The sequence below is a fragment of the Palleronia caenipelagi genome (assembly GCF_007004065.1).
GTDB classification, from domain to species: domain Bacteria; phylum Pseudomonadota; class Alphaproteobacteria; order Rhodobacterales; family Rhodobacteraceae; genus Palleronia; species Palleronia caenipelagi.
Genome location: NZ_VFSV01000008.1, coordinates 121,622 through 142,393, shown reverse-complemented (window position 1 = coordinate 142,393; position 20,772 = coordinate 121,622). Strand labels below are relative to the sequence as shown.

The window sequence follows — 20,772 nt, the reverse complement described above, 5'->3', positions numbered from 1 at the left end:
TTTGTGAGCTGCAACGATGCGCGGATCCCGTTTTCAGTGTCCACCCGTTTCCAGAGGGCCCGGAAACTTTGCAAGTTTCCGGTTTGATTTTTTGCAAAAAAATCGCCCCCGCCCAGAAACGCAATTGCCCCGGCCGGGAGAGGGGCCGGGGCAATTTCAGGCTGTCACCGGTCAGAGCATTACTCCGCCGGGATCGCCTGATCCTCGATGCCGATCGGGTGAGGCAGCTTGCCCAGCATCTCGATCGGGCAGACCTGCACGAAATTCGGCAGTTCCTGCTCCCAATGGGTCAGGATCTCGGCCGCGCGCTGGGACAGGGTCTCCTCGTGATGGCGCTCGATGAGGCCCTTCAGGAAGTCCTGCCAATGCCCCTGCGTCACCGGGCAGGTCACCAGCGTTTCGTGGTTGATCATCACCGGCGCGGTGCCCTCGGGATCGTAGAGGAAGGCCATGCCCCCCGTCATCCCGGCGCCAAAATTGGCACCGATGGAGCCAAGGATCACCGCCGTCCCGCCGGTCATGTACTCGCAACCGTTGGAGCCACAGCCCTCGATCACCGCAAAAGCGCCGGAGTTGCGCACCGCGAACCGCTCACCCGCGCGACCAGCGGCGAAGAGATAGCCCGCCGTGGCGCCATAGAGCACCGTGTTGCCGATGATCGTGTTGTCCGACGCCACCAGCGGGCTGGCCATGGGCGGACGTACCGCGATGGTGCCGCCCGAGAGGCCCTTGCCCACGTAGTCATTGGCGTCGCCCGAGACCTCAAGCTTGAGCCCCGGCGCGGCAAAGGCGCCCAGCGACTGACCCGCAGAGCCGGTGAGCTTTACGTGCAGGTGGCCCGGCTGGAGATGGTTCCGCATGCCGAACTTTGACACGATATGGCTCGAGGTGCGCGTGCCCACCGTCCGGTGCGTGTTGCGCACGGCGTAGGAGAGCTGCATCTTCTCGCCTTCCTCCAGGAACCGGCGCGCATCGCGCACGATCTCGGCGTCGAGCGTGTCATCCACGACATTGCGCGGCTGGTTGCGGTCATAGGTGATCGCATGGGCGTCATCGACGGTGATCAGGAGCGGGTTCAGGTCCAGATCATCCAGATGCGACGAGCCACGGCTGACCTGGCTGAGCAGATCCGCCCGCCCGATCACGTCATCCAGCGAACGCGCGCCGATGGAAGCGAGGATCTCCCGCACTTCCTGCGCGTAGAAGGTGATCAGGTTCACCACCTTATCGGCGTTGCCGGTGAACTTGTCGCGCAGCGCCTGATCCTGCGTGCAGACCCCCACCGGGCAGGTGTTGGACTGGCACTGACGCACCATGATGCAACCCATGGCGATGAGCGCGGCGGTGCCGATGCCATATTCCTCGGCCCCCATCATTGCCGCCATGACGATGTCGCGCCCGGTGCGCAGACCGCCATCGGTGCGCAGCGTCACCCGCGACCGCAGGTTGTTCATGGCGAGTACCTGATGCGCCTCGGTCAGGCCCATCTCCCACGGCAGACCGGCATATTTGATCGACGTGGCGGGCGAGGCGCCCGTACCGCCGTTATGCCCGGAAATCAGGATGATATCCGCCTTGGCCTTGGCCACACCGGCGGCGATGGTGCCGACACCGGAGGCGGCCACCAGCTTCACGGTCACCTTCGCCTTGGGGTTGATCTGCTTCAGGTCATAGATGAGCTGCGCCAGATCCTCGATGGAGTAGATATCATGGTGCGGCGGCGGCGAGATCAGCGTCACCCCGGGGGTGGAGTGGCGCAGTTTCGCGATCAGGCCCGTGACCTTCATCCCCGGCAACTGGCCGCCCTCGCCGGGCTTGGCGCCCTGCGCGACCTTGATCTCCAGTTCCTCGCAGTTCAGCAGATATTCCGCCGTCACGCCAAAGCGCCCGGAGGCCACCTGCTTGATCTTGGCGGAGCGGTTGTCACCGTTCTCGTCGGGCAGGAAGTCCTTCGGATCCTCACCGCCCTCGCCGCTGTCGGATTTCGCGCCGATGCGGTTCATGGCGATGGACAGAGTCCGGTGCGCCTCGGGGCTGAGCGCGCCCAGTGACATCCCCGGCGTGACAAAGCGCTTGCGGATCGAGGTAATGCTCTCGACCTCTTCGATCGGCACCGGCTTGCCCAGCGGCTTGAAGTCCATCAGGTCGCGCAGGTGGATCGGCTCGGCATTGCTCATCCGCTTGGAATATTGCTGCCACATCTGGAAGTTACCGCTGTTGCACGCGCTCTGGAGCATGTGCATGGAGGTCGCTTCCCAGGCGTGGGTCTCGCCCGAGCGCCGCGCCTTGTAGAACCCGCCGATGGGCAGGACGCCCGCGCCGGTGTCATAGGCCTTGGCGTGGATTTCCTCGGCCTTGAGCTGGATGCCGTTCACACCGATGCCGGAAATCCGGCTGGGCATGCCGGGGAAGAACTCGGCGCACATGGCGCGGCTGAGCCCCACCGCCTCGAAGTTCAGACCCCCGCGATAGGAGGAAATGACCGAAATCCCCATCTTCGACATGATCTTCAGCAGACCCGCGTCGATGGCCTTGCGATAGCGCGCCACGGCTTCGGTCAGGGAGCCGTCGATCAGACCGCGCTCGATCCGGTCGGCGATGCTGTCCTCGGCCAGATAGGCGTTCACCGTGGTTGCACCGCAGCCGATCAGCACCGCGAAGTAATGCGGGTCGATGCACTCGGCAGAGCGCACGTTCAGCGAGGTGAAGGTCCTCAGCCCCTTGCGCGTCAGCCAGCTATGGACCGCGCTGGTGGCGAGGATCATCGGCATGGGCACCTTGTCCGCGCCGGCATGCTGGTCGGTCAGCACCAGATGCCCGGCACCCGAGCGCACGGCCTCTTCGGCGCGTTCGCGCACGGCGACCAACGCTTGCGCCAGCCCCCCCTGACCTGGCGCGAAGGTACAGTCGATTTCAACCATCGGCGCGTTGAACGCCTCGACCATCCGGTCGAACTGGGCATTGCCGACAAAGGGGCTGTCCAGCACGATAATCTCGGTCTGGGCCGAGCTCTCATCGAGCACGTTCTTCAGGTTGCCGAACCGGGTCTTCAGACTCATCACGCGGAATTCGCGCAGCGAGTCGATGGGCGGGTTCGTCACCTGACTGAAGTTCTGCCGGAAGAAGTGGCTGAGCGGGCGATACTTTTTCGACAGCACCGCCGAGGGCGTATCGTCGCCCATGGAGGCCAGCACTTCCTTGCCGTCCTCGGCCATGGGCGCGAGGATCTGCTCCAGCTCCTCCATGGTGTAGCCCGCCGCGATCTGACGGCGCCGCAGATCGTCACCGCTGAACAGCGGCTGTTCGGTCACCTGCGACAGCGCCTCGTCCAGTTCGTTGATCCGCTCGCACCACTCGCCAAAGGGCTGCGCGGCGGCCAGACGGTTCTTGATCTCGGCGTCGTGGAAGAGGGTGCCCTCCTCCATATTCACCGCCAGAAGCTGCCCCGGGCCCAGCGCACCCTTCTCAATCACATTGGCCTCGTCGGTGGGCACCATGCCCGCCTCGGAACCCGCGATCACCAGCCCGTCGCCGGTCACCACGTAGCGCATGGGGCGCAAGCCGTTGCGGTCGAGCCCGGCGCAGACCCAGCGCCCGTCGGTCATCGCCAGAGCCGCGGGACCGTCCCAGGGCTCCATCACCGAGTTGCAGTAGGAATACATGTCACGCCAGGCTTTGGGCAGTTCCTCGGCCTGCTTCGACCAGCTCTCGGGGACCAGCAGCGTCTTCGCCATGGGCGCATTCCGCCCCGAGCGCACCAGCACCTCGAACACCGCATCCAGCGCCGCCGAGTCCGACGACCCCTGCGGCACGATGGGCTTGATATCCTCGGCCATGTCCCCGAACTCGCCCGAGGCCATGCGGATCTCATGGCTCTTCATCCAGTTCAGGTTGCCCTTCAGCGTGTTGATCTCGCCGTTATGGGCCAGCATCCGGAACGGCTGCGCCAGCCACCACTGGGGGAAGGTGTTGGTGGAATAGCGCTGGTGATAGATCGCAAAGGCGCTCTCGAACCGTTCATCCTTCAGGTCGGGATAAAACTCGGCCACGTCCTGCGCCAGCATCATCCCCTTATAAATAATCGAGCGGCAGGACAGCGAGCAGATGTAGAGTTGCCCGACACCGGCGGCGATGGCGGCTTTCTCGATCCGGCGACGGATCACATAGAGGTCGCGCTCAAACGCCTCCTCGTCCTTGCCCTTCGAATTGGAGATCATGATCTGCTCGATCTCGGGCCGGGTGGCATTGGCCTTCTCGCCGAGGCAGGACACATCCACCGGCACATGGCGCCAGCCATAGATGGAATAGCCCATGCGCAGAACTTCGGTCTCGACGATGGTCCGGCAGGTCTCCTGCGCGCCGAAATTCGTGCGCGGCAGAAACACCTGACCGATGGCCATCAGCTCGTCCATGCGCGGCTCGTGACCCGTGCGCCGGATCTGATCGTAAAAGAACTTCGCCGGGATCTGCACATGGATCCCCGCCCCGTCGCCGGTCTTGCCGTCAGCGTCCACCGCACCCCGGTGCCAGATCGCCTTCAGCGCGTCGATCCCGTTCTCGACCACCTTGCGGCTCGGCTTGCCATTCACCGAAACCACCAGCCCCACGCCGCAGGAGGAATGCTCGTCCTCTTCGCGGTACAGGCCATGCTCGGCCATGAACGCCCGCTTCGCTTCCTCGCGGGCCACCCAATCGGCATCAAACTTCATCATATCGCCACTCCCTGACGGACCGTCACGGCCTTAATTTCCCGGACCAAAAGCGGCGAGAACCTCCGCTTCGGTCATTCTCTGTCTCTCCCCGGCAAATGCATAGCCCGCCGGTTTGTGATCGATGTAGATCTCCGAGGTCAGCTCCAGCCCGTCGAGGCTGTCCAGCGACCCCGCGCTGAGCGCCACCATCCCCTGCATCGGCCCCGGCGCGGTCAGCCGCCAGAACAGGTTCGATCCGCATTCCCTGCACCAGCCGCGCTCGGCCCAGTCGGAACTGGCATAGGTGCGGATCGCTCCCTCCCCCTGCCACGCCACTCCACCGGGCGACACCTGAACCGCCAGCAGCGCGCCACCGCTCCAACGCCGGCACATGCCACAATGACACGCCCCATACCCCTCGGGCGCCTCGGTCAGCCGATAGCGCACGGCGCCACAAAGACACCCCCCGGTCTGGCAAGCAGTCTCACGCATGATCCTTCACCTTTCCCCAAATACCCCGGGGGAGCGCCGCGAGGCGCGGGGGCAGAGCCCCCATCTCCCGCCAAACTCCCGCGTCACATCCCATCATCGCACCTGCCCCAGCCAGATCTTCCGGCTCCGTAAGCCCTCCGAACGGGGCAGAGGCGCTGCCGTTTTGCGACCTCTCCGGTCTTTGGGGCGGTTTCGTACGATCTGGCAGGGTAAATTGCCAAATGGCGTACAATTCCGGCCCCCAAACCGGACGAACCTCACTCCGCCGCGACCGCTGCCTTGCTGGCGAATTGCGCCAACATCGCGTCCGCCGCCTCGCGCCCGTCGCGGATCGCCCAGACCACGAGGCTCGCCCCACGCTGGATATCACCGCAGGCATAAACTCCGGGCAGGCTGGTCTCATGGGTCTGGAAATCGGCCATCACCGTGCCCCAGCGGGTCACTTCCAGCCCCTCGACGCCCCAAAGCGCAGTCAGATCCTCGGGCTCAAAGCCCAGCGCCTTGACCACCAGATCGGCCTCTTCGACGTAATCCGCACCCTCGACGATCTCCGGCACCCGGCGCCCGGTCGCGTCGGGCTGACCCAGACGCATGGTCTGCACCATCACGCGCTCGACGCGGTCCCCGGCAAAGCCCTTGGGTGCCGAAAGCCACACGAATTCAACGCCTTCTTCCTCGGCGTTGGCCACTTCGCGCTGCGAGCCGGGCATGTTTTCCCGGTCGCGGCGGTAGAGGCACTTCACGCTGGTCGCCCCTTGCCGGATCGCCGTCCGCACGCAGTCCATGGCCGTGTCACCGCCGCCGATCACGACGACTTTCTTTCCCTCGGCATTCAGCTCACCGCTATCAAACTCCGGCACATCATCGCCAAAGCTCTTGCGGTTCGATGCCGTGAGATAATCGATGGCGTTCACGATCCCCGCAGCCCCGGAACCGGGGCCTTGCAGGTCGCGGGTCTTGTAGACGCCGGTTGCGATGAGCACAGCATCGTGGGTCTCGCGGATCTCCGCAAACGAGATGTCGTCCCCGACATTGCAGTTCAGCCGGAACGTCACGCCGCCCTTTTCGAGCTGCTCGATGCGGCGCATGACCACGTCTTTCTCCAGCTTGAAGCCCGGGATTCCGTAGGTCAGCAGCCCGCCCGCGCGGTCATAGCGGTCATAGACCGTGACCTGTACGCCGGCACGGCGCAGCACGTCGGCACAGGCCAGACCCCCCGGCCCGGCACCGATGATGCCAACGCTCTCGGTCCGCTCGGCAGAGGGCGCGATGGGCTGGACCCAGCCATTTTCCCAAGCCGTATCAGTGATATATTTCTCGACAGCGCCGATGGTGACGGTGCCATGACCCGATTGCTCGATGACACAGTTGCCCTCGCAGAGCCGGTCCTGTGGGCAGATCCGACCGCAGATTTCGGGGAAGGTATTCGTCGCCTGGCTGATCTCATAGGCCTCCTGCAAGCGGTCGCTCGCGGTCAGCCGCAGCCAGTCGGGGATGTTGTTGTGCAAAGGGCAGTGGGACTGGCAATACGGCACGCCGCACTGGCTGCACCGGCTGGCCTGTTCCTCGGCCTTAGTGGCGGCAAAGTCGCGATAGATCTCACCGAAATCCTCGCGGCGCTCTTCCGCCGTCCGCTTTTCGGGCATGTCTCGCCCAACGCTGATGAACTGCAGCATCTTTCCGCTCGCCACGGCACTCTCCCTATCTGGCTTGGGGTCGAGATACACCAATCCCGGCCCCTGTGGAAGACTCCAAACGGGATAAAAGTCACCTTTACTGTCCTAAATTTACGTTTTCTTTAATTTTCACCGTGAAACCGCTTTCATGGACGCGAAAAAAGATCCGATACGGCCTAATATTTCCTCTATGCACCGCGCGGTCAGTCGCTATGGTCTCGCGCGCAACCGCCGAAAGCGCCAGAATGCCCCTCTTCCACCTGCTCCTCGTTGCCTGCGTTCAAGGGCTTACCGAGTTCCTGCCGATCTCGTCATCCGGTCACCTGATCCTGCTCCCGGCCCTGACCGGGCTGGACGATCAGGGGCTGGCCATCGATGTGGCGGCCCATGTGGGAACGCTGGCGGCGGTGATTCTCTTCTTCTGGCCGGACATAAAGATCGCGATCAGCGGCCTGCCCTCGGTGATCCGGGGACGTATCGACTCACAAGGGGCGTGGCTCTGTCTCTGCCTGATCGTCGCTACGATTCCGGTGGTGATCGCTGGCGTGATCCTGAAGGTCACGGGTCTCAGCGACGCCTTGCGCTCGGTGACGATCATTGGCTGGACGACAATTATCTTTGGACTGATCCTCTACTGGACCGACCAGACCGGCTCCCAGACCCGGAGCGCAGATCAATGGAGCTTGCGCCATGCCGTGACCATGGGCCTTTGGCAGGTGCTGGCGCTGATCCCCGGCACGTCACGTTCGGGCATCACCATTTCCGGCGGGCGGATGCTGGGCTATGGGCGCGAGGACGCGGCGCGGCTGTCGATGCTCATGTCAATCCCGACGATCATCGCCTCGGGCGCGCTGTTGAGCTTCGACGTGGCGCAGGAAGCCAACTGGGCATTGGCGCGGGATGCGGGGATTGCGGCGGTGTTCTCGGCCATTGCGGCCTTTGCGGCGCTGAAGCTAATGTTCCGGCTGCTGCAATCGGTGAGCTTTACGCCCTATGTCGTGTACCGGATGGTGCTGGGCGCAGGCCTGCTGGCCTACGCCTATTATTAACGACTCAGGTCAGGAGACCTTGTCGCTGTCCACGCCGCGCAGGTTCGCTGCTGAGTTGATCGATTCGGCGAACTGGCCTTCGGGGCGGAAACGCCACAGGTAGGTGGGCAGGATGGCTTCAAGCGCAGTCGGGCGGATGCCAAGATCTTCGAGGCCACGCGCATCCTCAGCAACGACGTTGTCATTGCCAAGATTGCGCACCTGATCGAGGGTAAGGGGGCCTTTGAGCAGGCCAAAGGTCAGTTTGCCCAGCAAATCGAAGGTCCAGCCCATGAGTTTCGCAACCGGCATCGGCGTGTTCAGGATCAATGCGCGGCGCTGGATCACGCCCAGCATCTCCTGCATCAGCTCGCGGAACGTCGCCACATCAGGGCCGCCGAGTTCATAAACACCCGCTTCGGCCTGACCGAGCACAGCCTTCTCCGCAGCCGCGGCCACGTCGTCTACATAGACCGGCTGGAACCGGGTCGAGGCGCCCACCAGCGGCAGGACCGGGGAAAACCGGGCCATTCCGGCAAAGCGGTTAAAGAATTCGTCCTCGTCGCCAAAGATGATCGAGGGGCGCAGGATCGTGGCGGAGGGGAAAGCCTCCAGCACCGCCGCTTCGCCGGCGGCCTTGGTCTGCGCATATTCGCTGTCGGAGTCGGCATCTGCTCCAATTGCGGAAATCTGTACCAGACGTTCCACTCCGGCCTCGGCGGCCAGCCGCGCGATTCGACCTGCGCCGTCCCGCTGGAGTGCCTCAAAAGTCTGCTTGCCGCCCTCAGCGAGGATACCCACGCAATTCACCACCGCGTCGGAACCCTGAATGATCATGCGCACGCTGTCATCGTCGCGGATGTTGCAGAACACCGGCTCGACCTGCCCCACAACCCCGTAGGTCCGGACAAAGGGCGCGTCGTTGGGGTTGCGGCTCGCGCAGCGTACCCGCCAGCCTTGCTGGGCCATGCGCCGGGCAACATAGCGACCGACGAAGCCCGTGCCGCCGAAAATCGTGACGAGTTTCATCGCAAGTTCCTCCTGCATTGCCGTCATCCGGATTTAGGCCGAGGACGCCCCGGACACAACCGGCAAAGCCGCGCAGAAAAAATCGAAATCGCCTCTGAAATGCCGTTGACACCCCCCTGCGCCAACTTTAAACGCCGCCTCACGACACCTGCCCAGGTGGCGGAATGGTAGACGCGCTAGCTTCAGGTGCTAGTGTCCGTATGGACGTGGAGGTTCAAGTCCTCTCCTGGGCACCAAATTTCCGATAAAAGCCCGTGATCTAAACTAATTGCGAGGTTTCTTGTTTTATCAGACCCATCCGCAGCCCCATCAGGCGCGTCCGGTAGGGCGGTGCGAAATGGGACTGGTTCGGGGTTAGTCGACATCCAGCGCGGGCAGGCTGTCTACAAGCCGCATCGTCTCCAGGCTCACGGTGATCACCCGGCAGGACAGGTCTAGCGGGTAGCGGGGATCGCCTATCTTTTTGTTCGCGTGATCATTGGCGTCGTTGACGATGCCGCTCGCCTTGTCGGTCTTGACCACGTGCCGTTCCATCACCCATTCCAGCGCCGGTTTGCGGTTGACCACGCAGTCATAGGCTTCCAGCGGAATGTTCTGCACGGTGAATCGGTCATTGTAGATAACGGTGGTCTTGTCCTGCTCTTTGCCCTTGCCGCCGAATTTCACCTTGGTCACGCGGTAGAAGCTGACGGGATCGGCTGCGGCCTCGGGGATCAGGCGGTGGTCGCCTTCTTTGAATGTGACCATGAAGGGAGGGACGGTCTCGAAATTCACATGCAGGTCGCCAAGAGCGCGGCCTGCCTCGCGGAAGGTGGCGAAATCGGCAAAGGTTTTGACCGCCGGTATGCGGGGGAGTTGCTTGGCGAGCTTGTTCTTGACCCTAGCCGGTAGTGGTTCACTTTAAATGATCAGAACTTCGGAGATCGATGAATCAGGCTCAGAACCCATTGATTTTCGCCTAATGGCGTGATTCACCACTGAAAAAATGGCGGTGAACATGTCTGCTGTTTTTTGGCTGACGGAAGCGCAAATGGCGCGTCTTGATTCCTTCTTTCCGAAGTCGCACGGCAAACCACGCGTTGATGACCGGCGTGTGTTGAGTGGAATTATCTTCATTAATCGCAATGGCTTACGCTGACGGGACGCTCCGGCAGCATATGGCCCGCACAGTTGAAGGGGACCGTGGCCCCAGTGGGGCCGCGTAAACCCCGGAAACGCTCTACAATCGTTGGAAGCGGTGGAGCGATAAGGGCATCTTCGCGCAGATGATGGTCGGTCTGGCCGCCGACCACGGCGACGAAAAGACTGTCATGATCGATGATGAGGCCGGCGGCGCCATCGGTCCGAGCAGACGGCCGAATGATCTGAGGGCCCACCGAACAGCGACCAGCATGGGCGTCAAAAAGGGGGGCGTGGACGTCTGATCGGTCGTACCAAGGGCGGTATGAACACCAAGCTGCATGCGGTCGGCGATAGCCGAGGCCGTCCTCTGAACAAGCTCATCACGGCCGGTCAGGTCAGCGACGACATCGGAGCACGGGCGTTGCTCAGCAGCCTGCCTGATGTTGAGTGGCTCCTCGGGGACCCCGGCTATGACGCGGATTGGTTCAGAGAAGCGTTGAACGATAAAGGGATACGCGTATGCATTCCCGGCCGAAAGCAACGCAAAAAGCCAGTGAAGTACGACAAGCGCCGATACAAACGACGTAACCGGATCGAGATCATGTTCGGCAGGCTGAAAGACTGGCGGTGGGTCGCAACACGATACGACCGCTGTCCGAAGGTCTTCCTCTCAGCAATCGCGCTCGCCGCTATCGTTATTTGCTGGCTATTAGCCCTTACCTTAAGCGCGTCATCCAGTGCCGTCCAAACGTCATCGGCCATCGGGTCGCCCCGGATCACGAATTGAGACATGACGAAGAGGTCGTCGCGGCCATGCCCCAGAAAGACCACTTCCAGCCGGTTTCTCTGTAAGTCCACCCCTCCGATCACAAAAAGCACGTCCGCTGGGATCGCTTCAGGTAACGCGAACGGTTCCGCCCGAGCGGCCAAGGCCGCTTCGTTGATCTCTTTCGCGGCCTCGCGCCAGCCTTGCGCCAGAATGGTGTTGACGAAGACCTGCAAGGTGTCGGGCTGCTTCTTGGCCTCCACGAACTCAGCCGCCAGCTTACCCCATGAGGCATTTGCCAACGTGCTGACCAGAGCATGAATCCGGTTTGGTGCGATCCCCAGCCATTCCGCAAGATCAACGGCATTCACCACAGGGGAGTCCTCGACGGGGGGCGCCTCGCTGAAAAGCATCGCGTCCACTGTCTCAGGGGAATATGTCACCGCTCAGTTCCTCTGCCTTTCCCGGAGGACTTCTCGGCGGGGTTTTATCGATTCCAAATTTTTCCAAGCAGGGACAGCCCGGGGCTCTGCTTTCCCCCGAAGCTCCCGTGCCAGAGGGACCCGCAATCCCCTCAGTTGCCCAGTCCCCCACGCCCACGTAGAAGCACGCTCCACAGGCAGCCCGCTACCGTCACCTCAGAAGCACCGCACCATCGCCGTCCGGAAAGTCGGAAGCCCCTTAAGGGGGCTTTCCGGATTTTCCGGGATCGACTGGCGAATTGGCCTTGGAAGCTTTCCGGAAAATTCCGGCTTTTTCCAACTTTCCGAGCCTCAGTCATCGTCGTCTTCCCCCAGATCAATGTCCCCGAGAAGATAAGCCGCCGTGGAAGGGGTGCGGTAATTACCTCCGTTGAAGACCAGCACGCCTTTCTCCGTCAGCCCCCTTAGCGCGTTGTCCAGCGTTCGGCGGCGACTGTCCGCGTTGTCGGATGTGGAAACCCGCCGCCCGTCGATACAGGCTTGGCGTAGCTTCGATTCCTCCACACCGTCTTCGTCCGCCAGTTCGCGGAAGTGATCCATCACGCCCGCTTCGCCCTTGTTGAGCTTGGTTTCCTTGACCACGCTGGCGTCTGCTTCCCGGCAGATAGCCGTGGTGAGGGTGTCGCCGTCTTCGTCTGCGCCCTGCGCCCTCCGCCACGGTAGCGACGGTGAAGGCAATCTTCTGGTCCGTGCTGCCATTCCGGTTCTTGGTGAGCTTGCCCGTCACGACCCCGTCTTCCCGCTTGAGGTAGAGGTTCGCGTCCAGCGCACCGTTCAAGATGGAGTGCCCACGGGGCAGCCCGTTCGCCCCGTCCTTTGTGTCGTGGTGGATCAAGACAACAGCTGCGCCCCACTTCGTTAAGGACCGGGCTACCGCGACGACGCGGCCCATCGCCTTGGCGTCGTTCTCTTCCAGCCCGGGGAACGCCAGCGCCACGGTGTCGATCAAGATCAGGCTGGGGCGTTGGTCTTTGACGGCACAGGTCAGGTCTTTCAGGTCCGGGCTGTTGTCCCTCAGAAGATCGGACACGCCCTCCACCAGCCGGAAGGCGTCGGCCTCGCCATGCTCTTCCCAAAGCGCCTTGACCCGGGCACGCATCCCCCGTCGGTCTTCCGCCGTTACATAGAAGACGGTCCCTTGGCGCGTGCGGCGGTCAAAAGCGCCATCGCCCCGCGCTACCATATAGCCCAGATACGGGGCCAGCAGAGACTTACCCGCGCCGGGCGCGCCCACGATCGTGGCCACGTCCCCAGCTGCCAGCAGGCTCTTCACCACGTAGTCGCGAGTGGGCAGCGTGTCGCAATCGGATGGTGAAAGGAAGGGAAGCCGCCGGGATTTGGTGCGTTCCTTAATCGGCCCCACCAGCTCTTCAATCGTCGCCCGCGTTTCTTCATCCAGCGCATCTGAGCCAAAGCCCGCTTCGTCTTCGTCGGACAACATGGCCAGCGCCGCCGCGTGGTCATTACCCCAGCAATGCCGCCTTACCTCATAGAGCACGCTAGCCCCGGTCGCGCCCTCACCACGGCGGAAAGAGCGCCACACCTCTTCTGTGTGGGTGTCGCTGTAGCTGACATGCTGAGCGGACCAGAGTTGCACCATCTCCAAGCCCTCTTCGGAGCCGTCCGTTTCGTGGTGAACCGCTGCCAGCATCTTGACCCACCAATCCCGGCTGCCGGCGTCGGGATTGGTGTCGTCGTTCGGGATTGCCATGAGTGCCGCCGCGAACTGTTCAAAGGAAAGCCCGGTCGGTTCACCAGTGCTTTCGTGCGGCTCACGGGTGGGCGGCTGGATAGCATCGGGCCAAGGTTTCAGTTCAGCCAAGACCCGTTTCAACGGGCCGCTGAGCCGCCCATAGCTGCCCTTGTCGCTGACTGCACCGGGGGCAATGTCGAGGCCGCCTTCGGCCCGCACATCCACGTCGGGACCAATCTTGTCGGTGGAACAACGTAGCCCCTCCACGTGCCAGAAATAGATGTGCCGCCAGCCGGAAGGCGTAGAGATCACATGAGATGACAGCGCGTCCGGGTCGTGCCCAGCTCGCGCAACGTCTTGCAGCCGTCCTTGCCGTTCTTCTGGTCAAGGTCCAGCACAGCAATGCCCGAGCGGCTCCCGGTCGGCACGACGGGCATGGCATCGGGCCACTTTCCCCACCAGCGCCGGAGCTGAGTCGCATCGGTCGTGGCCCGACGCTGCCAGTCCGTGATATGGGGCCGCTTGCTCTCAGCCCGGGCCGGGAAGATCGGATCACCGGCTTTGGCCAGCTCCTCCACCACGTCCAGATTGCCTTGCACTTATTTAGTTTTGCGGTATTCAGATACCGCATCGTGACTTTCCTTTTGTCGCTGTGGAAATATCTTCAAGCTCCCCGCCGTTGGTCTCGGCGGGGAGCTTATCTTTTTATTGATGGAGCGAAGGGAACGCCAAAGACCCGGCGTCCCGACGGAAACCGGATGAATCTGTGCCGAATCCCAAAGACGCCGAGAATGAAGCGTTTTCGAAATGCCGTTAAGTAATTGAAAGAATTGGTCGGAGTGAGAGGATTCGAACCTCCGACCCCTGCCTCCCGAAGACAGTGCTCTACCAGGCTGAGCTACACTCCGACCGTGGTGCGGCTCCTAATGTGTCCTGTCACGGTTTGCAAGCGCAACGTGGCCCGGAGGAACACGATTTGCGCGGGCCAGAATGGCGTTGGCAATCCGGGGCGTTCCCGGCAGTTCGGGACGGGTGCGGCCGCTGGTGACAGGTGTGTTTTCGGAGGAGCCGCGGGATTCGCGCAGGACGACGTACAGACCCGACGCGATGACAATACTGGCACCGATCCAGGTGTTTCGGTCCGTCGGTTCATTGAACAGGAACGTGCCAAAGCCTGCCGCCCAGATGATCTGGGAATAATGCATGGGTGCCACCACGGCAGCGTCGGCACGGGTATAGGCCGCGATGGTGATGAGGCCTCCGGCAAAGCCCAGAAGAGCGACACAGGCAAACAGCACCATGTCTCCGAACGGAGCAGGGCGGTAGAGGCCGGGCAGGAGCGTCGCCATAACGAGCAGGTTCACCATCATGGGGTAGAGCATCATCACCACGGGGCGTTCCTCACGCCCGATGCGACGCGAGATCACGGAGACCAGTGATGCGGCGAAGGCGGCCCCAAGCGCTGCCAGATGACCCGGCCCGAGGTCAGCGCTGCCGGGACGGAGCACGACCAGCACGCCGATCAGACCGACGATGACAGCGGCCCAGCGGTGCCGTCCGACTTTTTCGCCGAGCACTGGGATCGAGAACACGGTGACCAGCAGCGGAGCGGCAAAGATCAGGGCATAGGCCTGCGCGAGCGGCAGCACCGTAAAGGCATAGAAGCCGCAGAGGGCTGCCATAACGGCGGCGGCGGTGCGCAGGGCGACCCACCAGGGATGCACGGGGCGCAGGGTGGAGGCCTGTTTCTCCCGCATCATCAGCATCGTGGCCAGGGGAAAGCTGAACAGCACCGAAAAGAACAGGATCTGAGGCGGCGCATAGCGCGCGCCGAGGATCTTCACGACCGCATCGTGACAGGCATAAAGACCGAAGGCGAGAAGGGCGAGAAGCGGCCCGGCGAGACGAGGTGACATGCCCCCGTCTCACTCCCGTTTCCCGCCCCGGTCAAGAGGCTTGTGGCCTCACGCAGCGTCGGAAAGCGTGGCGATGGCGGCGATCACCGCGTCGCCCATCTCGGAGGTCGAGACAGGGGCCACGCCCTCTTCGCCCAGCAGATCGGCAGTGCGCAGGCCATCGGCCAGCACCTTTTCCACCGCGCGCTCGACCAGATCGGCCTTGTCGCCCATGTCGAAGGAGTAGCGCAGCGCCATGGCAAAGCTCAGAATACAGGCGATCGGGTTCGCCTTGCCCTGACCCGCGATGTCGGGGGCGGAGCCATGGACGGGCTCGTAGAGCGCCTTGGGGCGTCCGTTCTCCATCGGCTGGCCGAGCGAGGCGGAGGGCAACATCCCCAGGGAGCCGGTGAGCATTGCGGCGGCGTCGGAGAGCAGGTCGCCGAACAGGTTGTCGGTGACGATTACGTCGAACTGCTTGGGCCAGCGGCAGAGCTGCATGGCACCCGCGTCGGCGTACATGTGGCTCAGCTCTACATCGGGGTATTCATTATCATGGACCCACTGGACTTCCTCACGCCAGAGGATGCCGGATTCCATGACGTTGGCCTTCTCCATGGAGCAGACCTTGTTGCCGCGGCGGCGGGCCAGTTCGAAGGCGGACCGGGCGACACGGCGGATTTCGTCGGTGGTGTAGCGCTGGGTGTTGATGCCTACGCGACCGCCTTCGTTGTCATCCATGATGCCGCGCGGCTCGCCGAAATAGATGCCGGAGGTCAGTTCGCGCACGATCATGATGTCGAGACCGGCCACCACGTCCCGCTTCAGCGACGAGAAATCCGCCAGCGCGTCAAAGCACTGGGCGGGTCGCAGGTTCGCGTAAAGGTCCATTTCCTTGCGCAGACGCAGAAGGCCGCGCTCGGGCTTCACCGAAAAGTCCAGCACGTCGTATTTCGGACCACCTACGGCACCGAGCAGTACGGCATCGACCGACTGCGCTTTGGCCATGGTGTCGTCGTGGAGCGGCGTGCCATGGGCGTCATAGGCGGCCCCGCCGACGAGATCCTCGGACACGTCGAATTTCGCATCGGTGTTGGCGCCGAACCAGTCGATCACCTTGCGGACTTCGGCCATGACCTCCGGGCCAATCCCGTCGCCGGGCAAGATCAGAATTGACGGGTTCGACATAGCTGGATCTCCTGCAAAAATGGGTCAACGCGGCCTAGCCTGCCCGCTTCACCCGGTCAAGCAGAGCGGTAGGACCCGGCGGCGATCCCGGCGCCCGGTTCGATGTCGGAGATCAACCCCAGGTCGGATGAAACCGTCCCGCCGGAGACAGGGTAAAGATCTCGGCCCCGTCGGCGGTGATGCCCACTGAGTGTTCAAACTGCGCCGACAGAGACTTGTCGCGGGTGACGGCGGTCCATTGATCCGACAGCACCTTGGTCTCAGGGCGACCCAGATTGATCATCGGCTCGATGGTAAAGAACATGCCTTCCTCCAGCACCGGACCTTTGCCGGGGCGGCCGAAATGCACCACGTTGGGCGGAGCGTGGAACACGCGGCCCAGTCCATGACCGCAGAAATCGCGCACCACGCTCATCCGCTGGCCCTCGGCATAGCTCTGGATGGCATGGCCAATGTCGCCAAAGGTGTTGCCCGGTTTTGCCGCCTCGATCCCCAGCATCAGCGCATCGTGGGTGACCTGAATGAGGCGCTCAGCCTTGCGGCTGAGCTTGCCTGCCACATACATGCGGGACGTGTCGCCGAACCAGCCATCCACGATCACGGTGACGTCAATATTCAGGATGTCGCCGTCCTTCAGGACCTTGTCGCCGGGGATGCCGTGGCAGACCACGTGGTTCACGCTGATGCAGCTGGCGTGCTTGTAGCCGCGATAGCCAATCGTCGCGGAGGTCGCGCCCGCCTCGACCACCCAGTCGGTGATCAGCTTGTCGAGCGCGCCGGTGGTCTGGCCGGGAAAGACATGTTCGGCAATGCGGTCGAGGATCTCGGCGGCGAGATGTCCAGCCTTATGCATCCCCGCGAAATCCCCTGCCTCATGCAAGCGGATGCCGTCCTTCGTCAGTCGACCGCTGGTTTCGTCCACGTCACTCTCCGTTTTCTGCGCGGCAGCAATATAAACGCAGGACGGTCAATTTGCCAGTGCAGCCAAGGGCACTCATGGGGAGAGGGGCATCGCGCGACCCAGCGTCACCCCGTCGGTCGTGATCACCGTACCATAGGCCAGCGCCTCAACGCCCCGCTCGGCGGCCAGATCAAACGCCGCGCCATAGGCCGGGTCCAGATCGCGGGCGAGGCGGAACCGGGCGCAATCATCTCGCTGGATCAGGTAGAGCATCACCGCCCGATGACCTTGCGCCACCATGTCGCCCAACTCCTGCAAGTGACGGGCTCCGCGCGCCGTGACGCAATCGGGAAACTCCGCCCAGTCCTCGTCGCGCCGCAAGTGGACGTTCTTCACCTCTACATACACATCAGGCAGGCTAGGTTCGGTCAGCAGGAAGTCCACCCGGCTTTTTGCGCCATATTTCACCTCCGGACGCACGGTTGTGTAGGCGGCCAACTCTGGGATGCCCCGCGCCCGCAATGCCTCGCCCACCACCCGGTTCGGCACGGCGGTGTCGATCCCGGCCATGTGCCCGCCCGGCAGTTCGACCAGCCGCCAGCCGTATTTCAGCTTTCGCTTCGGGTCGTCATTGGGCTCCAGCCAGATCCGCATCCCCGGCTCGGCCAGCCCGAGCATCGCGCCCGGATTGGGACAATGGGCGCGCACGATGGTCCCGTCGGCCAGCTCGGCCTCGCTCAGGAACCGGTTCCAGCGGCGGATCAGCCGCGCGGGGATCAGGGGGGATGGAAACTGCATCGCAGAGGGCTATACCCGTGCCAGACCCTCAGGCCAAGGACGTCGCGCCATGACAAACCCCACTGCCGCCATGCTTGTAATCGGAGACGAGATCCTCTCGGGCCGGACCCGCGACTCGAACGCGCATCATCTGGCAAAGGCCCTCACCGAGCGCGGGATCGAGCTGTGCGAGATCCGCGTGGTCAGCGACAAACCCGACGCGATCACCGGCGCCGCGCGGGACCTGTCCGGGCGCTACACCCACCTCTTCACCTCGGGTGGCATCGGGCCGACCCATGACGACATCACCGCCGATTGCATCGCCGCAGTGTTCGACACGCCCATCGGGGTGCGAGACGATGCCCGCGCGATCCTTCAGGCCCATTATGCCGCCCGCGATGCCGAGTTGAACGAAGCGCGCCTGCGCATGGCCCGGATCCCCGACGGGGCGGAGCTGATCGACAACCCGATCTCTTCCGCGCCGGGCTTTTCCCTGCGTAACATCCACGTGATGGCCGGGGTGCCACAGATTTTTGAGGCAATGCTGGCCGGGCTTCTCCCGCGTCTGGCGGGGGGAGCACCGGTTCTGAGCCGCACCCTGCGCGTCTCCCGGGGCGAGGGCGACATTGCCGCGCCGCTGGCCGCGCTGGCCGCTGAATTCCCGGATCTGTCCGTAGGCTCCTATCCGTCGTGGACCGGCACCGGGCATCAGGTCGCCATTGTCCTGCGCGGCACGGACGGGACGTTGCTGGAGCAGGCCGTGGCGCGGCTGCGGCAGGACTTCCCCGAGGCGGCGGAATGATCGACCCGGAGAGGTTTCTGACGGACACCTGGCCCGCTGCTGCGACCGAGCGGCTGGGACCATTCACCCTGCGCGACGGGGCTGGTGGGGGTAAACGCACAGAGGCCGCGACCTGCAACGGCGTACCGGATGACGCGACGCTGGACGAGGCCGAGGCCGCTTTGACCGCGCGCCAAAGGCCCCTCCTGTTTCGCCTGCGCAGCGATGAAACGGCATTCGACGAGATGCTCGCCGCGCGGGGCTATGCCCGGATCGACCCGACCCTTTGGCTCAGCCGCCCGCTGACAGAGGCGCCCTCACCGCCGCCGGTCACTGGCTTTGCCATCTGGCCGCCCCTGCAAGTGCAACGCGAGATCTGGGACGAGGGCGACGTCCCCGAGACGCGGCGCGCTGTCATGGCTCGCGTCGCGGTGCCCAAGGTCAGCGTTCTGGGCCGCGCCTCGGACAAGCCCGCCGGGACCCTGTTCGTTGCCGTCTCGGGACGCACAGCCGTGGTCCATGCGCTTCACGTCCGGCCTGAGTGCCGGCGTCAGAGCATGGCGCGGCACCTCATGGCCCATGCCGAGCGCTGGGCCATGCGGCGAGGCGCGCGCGAGATCGGACTGTTCGTGACCGAAGCCAACGCTCCGGCCCGCGCACTCTACGGCACGCTCGGATTTGAGGGCGGGCCATGCTACCACTATCGCATCCGAGACTGAGCCGCCGAGGACCCCAATGACCAAAGACGCGCCCACCGCCCTCGACCTGCCCGCGGTCGATCCGCTGCCAGAGTCGACGCAGAAATATTTTGACATCTGTCAGGACAAACTCGGCCTCGTGCCCAATGTGCTGCGCGCCTATGCCTTCGATATCGACAAGCTCAACGCCTTCACCGCGCTCTATAACGACCTGATGTTGGGCGAGAGCAATCTGACGAAGCTCGAACGCGAGATGATTGCGGTCGCTGTCTCAGCCTGCAACCGCTGCTATTACTGCCTCGTGGCCCACGGCGCGGCGGTGCGGGAGCTGTCCGGCGATCCGATCCTTGGCGAGCAGATGGTGATGAACTGGCGGGTGGCGGATCTGGATGCGCGGCAGACGGCGATGCTCGCATTCGCCACCAAGCTCACCGAGCGCTGTCCCGAGGTCGTCGAGGAGGACCGGCAGGCGTTGCGCGATGCGGGCTTCTCCGACCGGGATATCTGGGACATCGCCTCGGTCGCGGGGTTCTTCAACATGACGAACCGGGTGGCGACGGCCTCCGAGATGCGCCCCAATGATGACTATCACGGGCAGGCGCGATGAGGGCAGAGCTGGCGCTTGCGGCGCTGCTCTGGGCTGGCGCTGCTCAGGCGATGGCACTGGATTTGCCAGATGGGGCCGAGCGGACCGCCGAAGACAGCGCCCGTGCCGCTGTGGCGCTGCCGGTCGGGCCGTGGCACGAGGGGACGCTGGAGACGCGGAATGCGACCGGAACGGTGACCCGGACCGCCTGGCGGATCAGTGACGACGCCGAGATCGCCTCTGCCGACCTCGCGGCCACCTTGGGCCAGCAATTGGAAGCCGCGGGTTATCAGATCATCTACGACTGTCCGGCCAGCGCCTGCGGCGGGTATGACTTCCGCTTTGCCCTCGAAACCTTGCCTGCGCCCGCAATGTTCGTGGATCTGACGGAGTATCACTACCTCCTCGCCGAAGCCTCCTTTGGGGAGCTGCTGTCAGTGCTGGTCAGTCGCGGCGGACGCGATGTCTACGTGCAGACCACGACCGTTCTCCTCGATGCCCCCCCCGACCTGCCCGAAGCCGTCGAGGCAGAGGCGACGACGCCGACCGCGATCCCCGACGGCGCGGGAATCTGGGCGCGGCTCCTGCGCGACGGGCATGCGGTGCTCAGGGATGTGCGGTTTGAAACCGGATCGACCGCGCTGTCTTCCACCGATTTGCCCTCGCTCAAAGAACTGGCGGCCCGGCTCAAATCAGATCCGGGCGCGCGTATCGCACTGGTTGGGCATACGGATACGGATGGCGGTCTGGACACGAACCGGGCGGTTTCGCGCAAGCGGGCCGAGGCCGTGCGGGCGGCGCTGATCTCCGATCACGGGGTCGCGGCGGCGCAAATCGAAGCCGACGGGGTTGCCTATCTGGCGCCGCTTGCCTCGAACCTCATCGATGCCGGGCGCGCACGCAACCGCCGGGTCGAAGCGGTGTTGGTTACCGCTCCGGGCGACTGAGCATCCCATCGCGAAAGGAT

15 protein-coding genes, 2 tRNA genes and 3 pseudogenes are annotated in these 20,772 nt (G+C 63.7%); 7 read left to right on the top strand and 13 right to left on the bottom strand.

Translation table 11 applies throughout. The features are described 5' to 3' along the window. Positions 1 to 179 precede the first annotated feature (179 nt). From gltB to FEV53_RS06855, 3 genes are all read right to left on the bottom strand, one after another. Positions 180 to 4,712 (bottom strand): glutamate synthase large subunit, encoded by a 4,533-nt coding sequence (gltB, locus tag FEV53_RS06865; RefSeq protein WP_142834070.1) that lies wholly within the window; start codon positions 4,710 to 4,712, stop codon positions 180 to 182. A 30-nt stretch (positions 4,713 to 4,742) separates the two neighbouring features. Next, positions 4,743 to 5,183, bottom strand: a complete 441-nt coding sequence (locus tag FEV53_RS06860; RefSeq protein WP_142834069.1) for a GFA family protein — start codon at positions 5,181 to 5,183, stop codon at positions 4,743 to 4,745. Positions 5,184 to 5,440: 257 nt separating this feature from the next. After that, positions 5,441 to 6,874 (bottom strand): NAD(P)-dependent oxidoreductase, encoded by a 1,434-nt coding sequence (locus FEV53_RS06855; protein WP_142834068.1) that lies wholly within the window; start codon positions 6,872 to 6,874, stop codon positions 5,441 to 5,443. Positions 6,875 to 7,104: 230 nt separating this feature from the next. Here FEV53_RS06855 and FEV53_RS06850 point away from each other — a divergent pair, with 230 nt between their 5' ends. Further along, positions 7,105 to 7,908, top strand: a complete 804-nt coding sequence (locus FEV53_RS06850) for an undecaprenyl-diphosphate phosphatase (RefSeq protein WP_142834067.1) — start codon at positions 7,105 to 7,107, stop codon at positions 7,906 to 7,908. A 9-nt stretch (positions 7,909 to 7,917) separates the two neighbouring features. On the opposite strand, the gene FEV53_RS06845 is transcribed toward FEV53_RS06850, so the two are convergent. Next, positions 7,918 to 8,916: a complex I NDUFA9 subunit family protein gene (locus FEV53_RS06845; protein ID WP_142834066.1), complete on the bottom strand. Its 999-nt coding sequence runs from the start codon at positions 8,914 to 8,916 to the stop codon at positions 7,918 to 7,920. A gap of 150 nt (positions 8,917 to 9,066) precedes the next feature. On the opposite strand from FEV53_RS06845, the gene FEV53_RS06840 reads away from it, so the two are divergent. Then, a tRNA-Leu gene (locus FEV53_RS06840) sits at positions 9,067 to 9,152 on the top strand. Between the two features lie 118 nt (positions 9,153 to 9,270). On the opposite strand, the pseudogene FEV53_RS06835 reads toward FEV53_RS06840, so the two are convergent. Next, a pseudogene (locus tag FEV53_RS06835) lies at positions 9,271 to 9,780 on the bottom strand (type ISP restriction/modification enzyme); the annotation flags it as partial. 133 nt (positions 9,781 to 9,913) lie between these two features. Between FEV53_RS06835 and FEV53_RS06830 the strand changes: the two are divergent. Continuing rightward, positions 9,914 to 10,747: pseudogene (locus FEV53_RS06830) on the top strand (IS5 family transposase); the annotation flags it as partial. Between the two features lie 53 nt (positions 10,748 to 10,800). On the opposite strand, the pseudogene FEV53_RS21435 reads toward FEV53_RS06830, so the two are convergent. From FEV53_RS21435 to sfsA, 8 genes and pseudogenes are all read right to left on the bottom strand, one after another. Further along, positions 10,801 to 11,217, bottom strand: a pseudogene (locus FEV53_RS21435) (terminase gpA endonuclease subunit); the annotation flags it as partial. A 430-nt stretch (positions 11,218 to 11,647) separates the two neighbouring features. Further along, entirely contained in the window at positions 11,648 to 13,291 is a 1,644-nt protein-coding gene (locus FEV53_RS06820) for an AAA family ATPase (RefSeq protein WP_142834065.1), read from the bottom strand. After that, a complete protein-coding gene (locus FEV53_RS06815) occupies positions 13,288 to 13,578 on the bottom strand; it encodes a bifunctional DNA primase/polymerase (RefSeq protein ID WP_142834064.1) in 291 nt (96 codons plus the stop codon). The genes FEV53_RS06820 and FEV53_RS06815 overlap by 4 nt, the downstream gene beginning before the upstream one ends. Positions 13,579 to 13,810: 232 nt before the next feature. After that, a tRNA-Pro gene (locus tag FEV53_RS06810) sits at positions 13,811 to 13,887 on the bottom strand. 15 nt (positions 13,888 to 13,902) lie between these two features. Beyond that, positions 13,903 to 14,895: a DMT family transporter gene (locus tag FEV53_RS06805; protein ID WP_142834063.1), complete on the bottom strand. Its 993-nt coding sequence runs from the start codon at positions 14,893 to 14,895 to the stop codon at positions 13,903 to 13,905. 48 nt (positions 14,896 to 14,943) lie between these two features. Further along, entirely contained in the window at positions 14,944 to 16,062 is a 1,119-nt protein-coding gene (leuB, locus tag FEV53_RS06800) for a 3-isopropylmalate dehydrogenase (RefSeq protein ID WP_142834062.1), read from the bottom strand. 112 nt (positions 16,063 to 16,174) lie between these two features. Beyond that, positions 16,175 to 16,984, bottom strand: a complete 810-nt coding sequence (gene map, locus FEV53_RS06795) for a type I methionyl aminopeptidase (protein WP_142834061.1) — start codon at positions 16,982 to 16,984, stop codon at positions 16,175 to 16,177. Positions 16,985 to 17,056: 72 nt separating this feature from the next. Then, positions 17,057 to 17,761, bottom strand: coding sequence for a DNA/RNA nuclease SfsA (sfsA, locus tag FEV53_RS06790; RefSeq protein ID WP_142834060.1), 705 nt, complete (start codon positions 17,759 to 17,761; stop codon positions 17,057 to 17,059). A gap of 49 nt (positions 17,762 to 17,810) precedes the next feature. Here sfsA and FEV53_RS06785 point away from each other — a divergent pair, with 49 nt between their 5' ends. Genes FEV53_RS06785 through FEV53_RS06770 form a run of 4 tightly spaced genes read left to right on the top strand, consistent with a single transcriptional unit; the run spans position 17,811 to position 20,752 of the window. Beyond that, the gene (locus FEV53_RS06785; RefSeq protein WP_142834059.1) at positions 17,811 to 18,542 is read left to right on the top strand and encodes a competence/damage-inducible protein A; all 732 of its coding nucleotides are present in this window, start codon (positions 17,811 to 17,813) and stop codon (positions 18,540 to 18,542) included. Then, positions 18,539 to 19,240, top strand: coding sequence for a GNAT family N-acetyltransferase (locus FEV53_RS06780; protein WP_142834058.1), 702 nt, complete (start codon positions 18,539 to 18,541; stop codon positions 19,238 to 19,240). The genes FEV53_RS06785 and FEV53_RS06780 overlap by 4 nt, the downstream gene beginning before the upstream one ends. A 16-nt stretch (positions 19,241 to 19,256) precedes the next feature. Continuing rightward, on the top strand, positions 19,257 to 19,826 hold the full coding sequence (locus tag FEV53_RS06775; protein WP_142834057.1) for a peroxidase-related enzyme: 570 nt from the start codon (positions 19,257 to 19,259) through the stop codon (positions 19,824 to 19,826). After that, complete coding sequence (locus FEV53_RS06770) at positions 19,823 to 20,752, top strand: OmpA family protein (protein ID WP_142834056.1); 930 nt, start codon at positions 19,823 to 19,825, stop codon at positions 20,750 to 20,752. Before FEV53_RS06775 ends, FEV53_RS06770 begins: the two co-directional genes overlap by 4 nt. The last annotated feature ends 20 nt before the right edge of the window (positions 20,753 to 20,772 follow it).

Bases quoted from the DNA above. Each gene is read 5' to 3' on its own strand.
- gltB (WP_142834070.1), bottom strand. From the start codon at position 4,712: ATGATGAAGTTTGATGCCGATTGGGTGGCCCGCGAGGAAGCGAAGCGG.
- FEV53_RS06860 (WP_142834069.1), bottom strand. From the start codon at position 5,183: ATGCGTGAGACTGCTTGCCAGACCGGGGGGTGTCTTTGTGGCGCCGTG.
- FEV53_RS06850 (WP_142834067.1), top strand. From the start codon at position 7,105: ATGCCCCTCTTCCACCTGCTCCTCGTTGCCTGCGTTCAAGGGCTTACC.
- FEV53_RS06845 (WP_142834066.1), bottom strand. From the start codon at position 8,916: ATGAAACTCGTCACGATTTTCGGCGGCACGGGCTTCGTCGGTCGCTAT.
- FEV53_RS06805 (WP_142834063.1), bottom strand. From the start codon at position 14,895: ATGTCACCTCGTCTCGCCGGGCCGCTTCTCGCCCTTCTCGCCTTCGGT.
- leuB (WP_142834062.1), bottom strand. From the start codon at position 16,062: ATGTCGAACCCGTCAATTCTGATCTTGCCCGGCGACGGGATTGGCCCG.
- sfsA (WP_142834060.1), bottom strand. From the start codon at position 17,761: ATGCAGTTTCCATCCCCCCTGATCCCCGCGCGGCTGATCCGCCGCTGG.
- FEV53_RS06785 (WP_142834059.1), top strand. From the start codon at position 17,811: ATGACAAACCCCACTGCCGCCATGCTTGTAATCGGAGACGAGATCCTC.
- FEV53_RS06780 (WP_142834058.1), top strand. From the start codon at position 18,539: ATGATCGACCCGGAGAGGTTTCTGACGGACACCTGGCCCGCTGCTGCG.
- FEV53_RS06775 (WP_142834057.1), top strand. From the start codon at position 19,257: ATGACCAAAGACGCGCCCACCGCCCTCGACCTGCCCGCGGTCGATCCG.
- FEV53_RS06770 (WP_142834056.1), top strand. From the start codon at position 19,823: ATGAGGGCAGAGCTGGCGCTTGCGGCGCTGCTCTGGGCTGGCGCTGCT.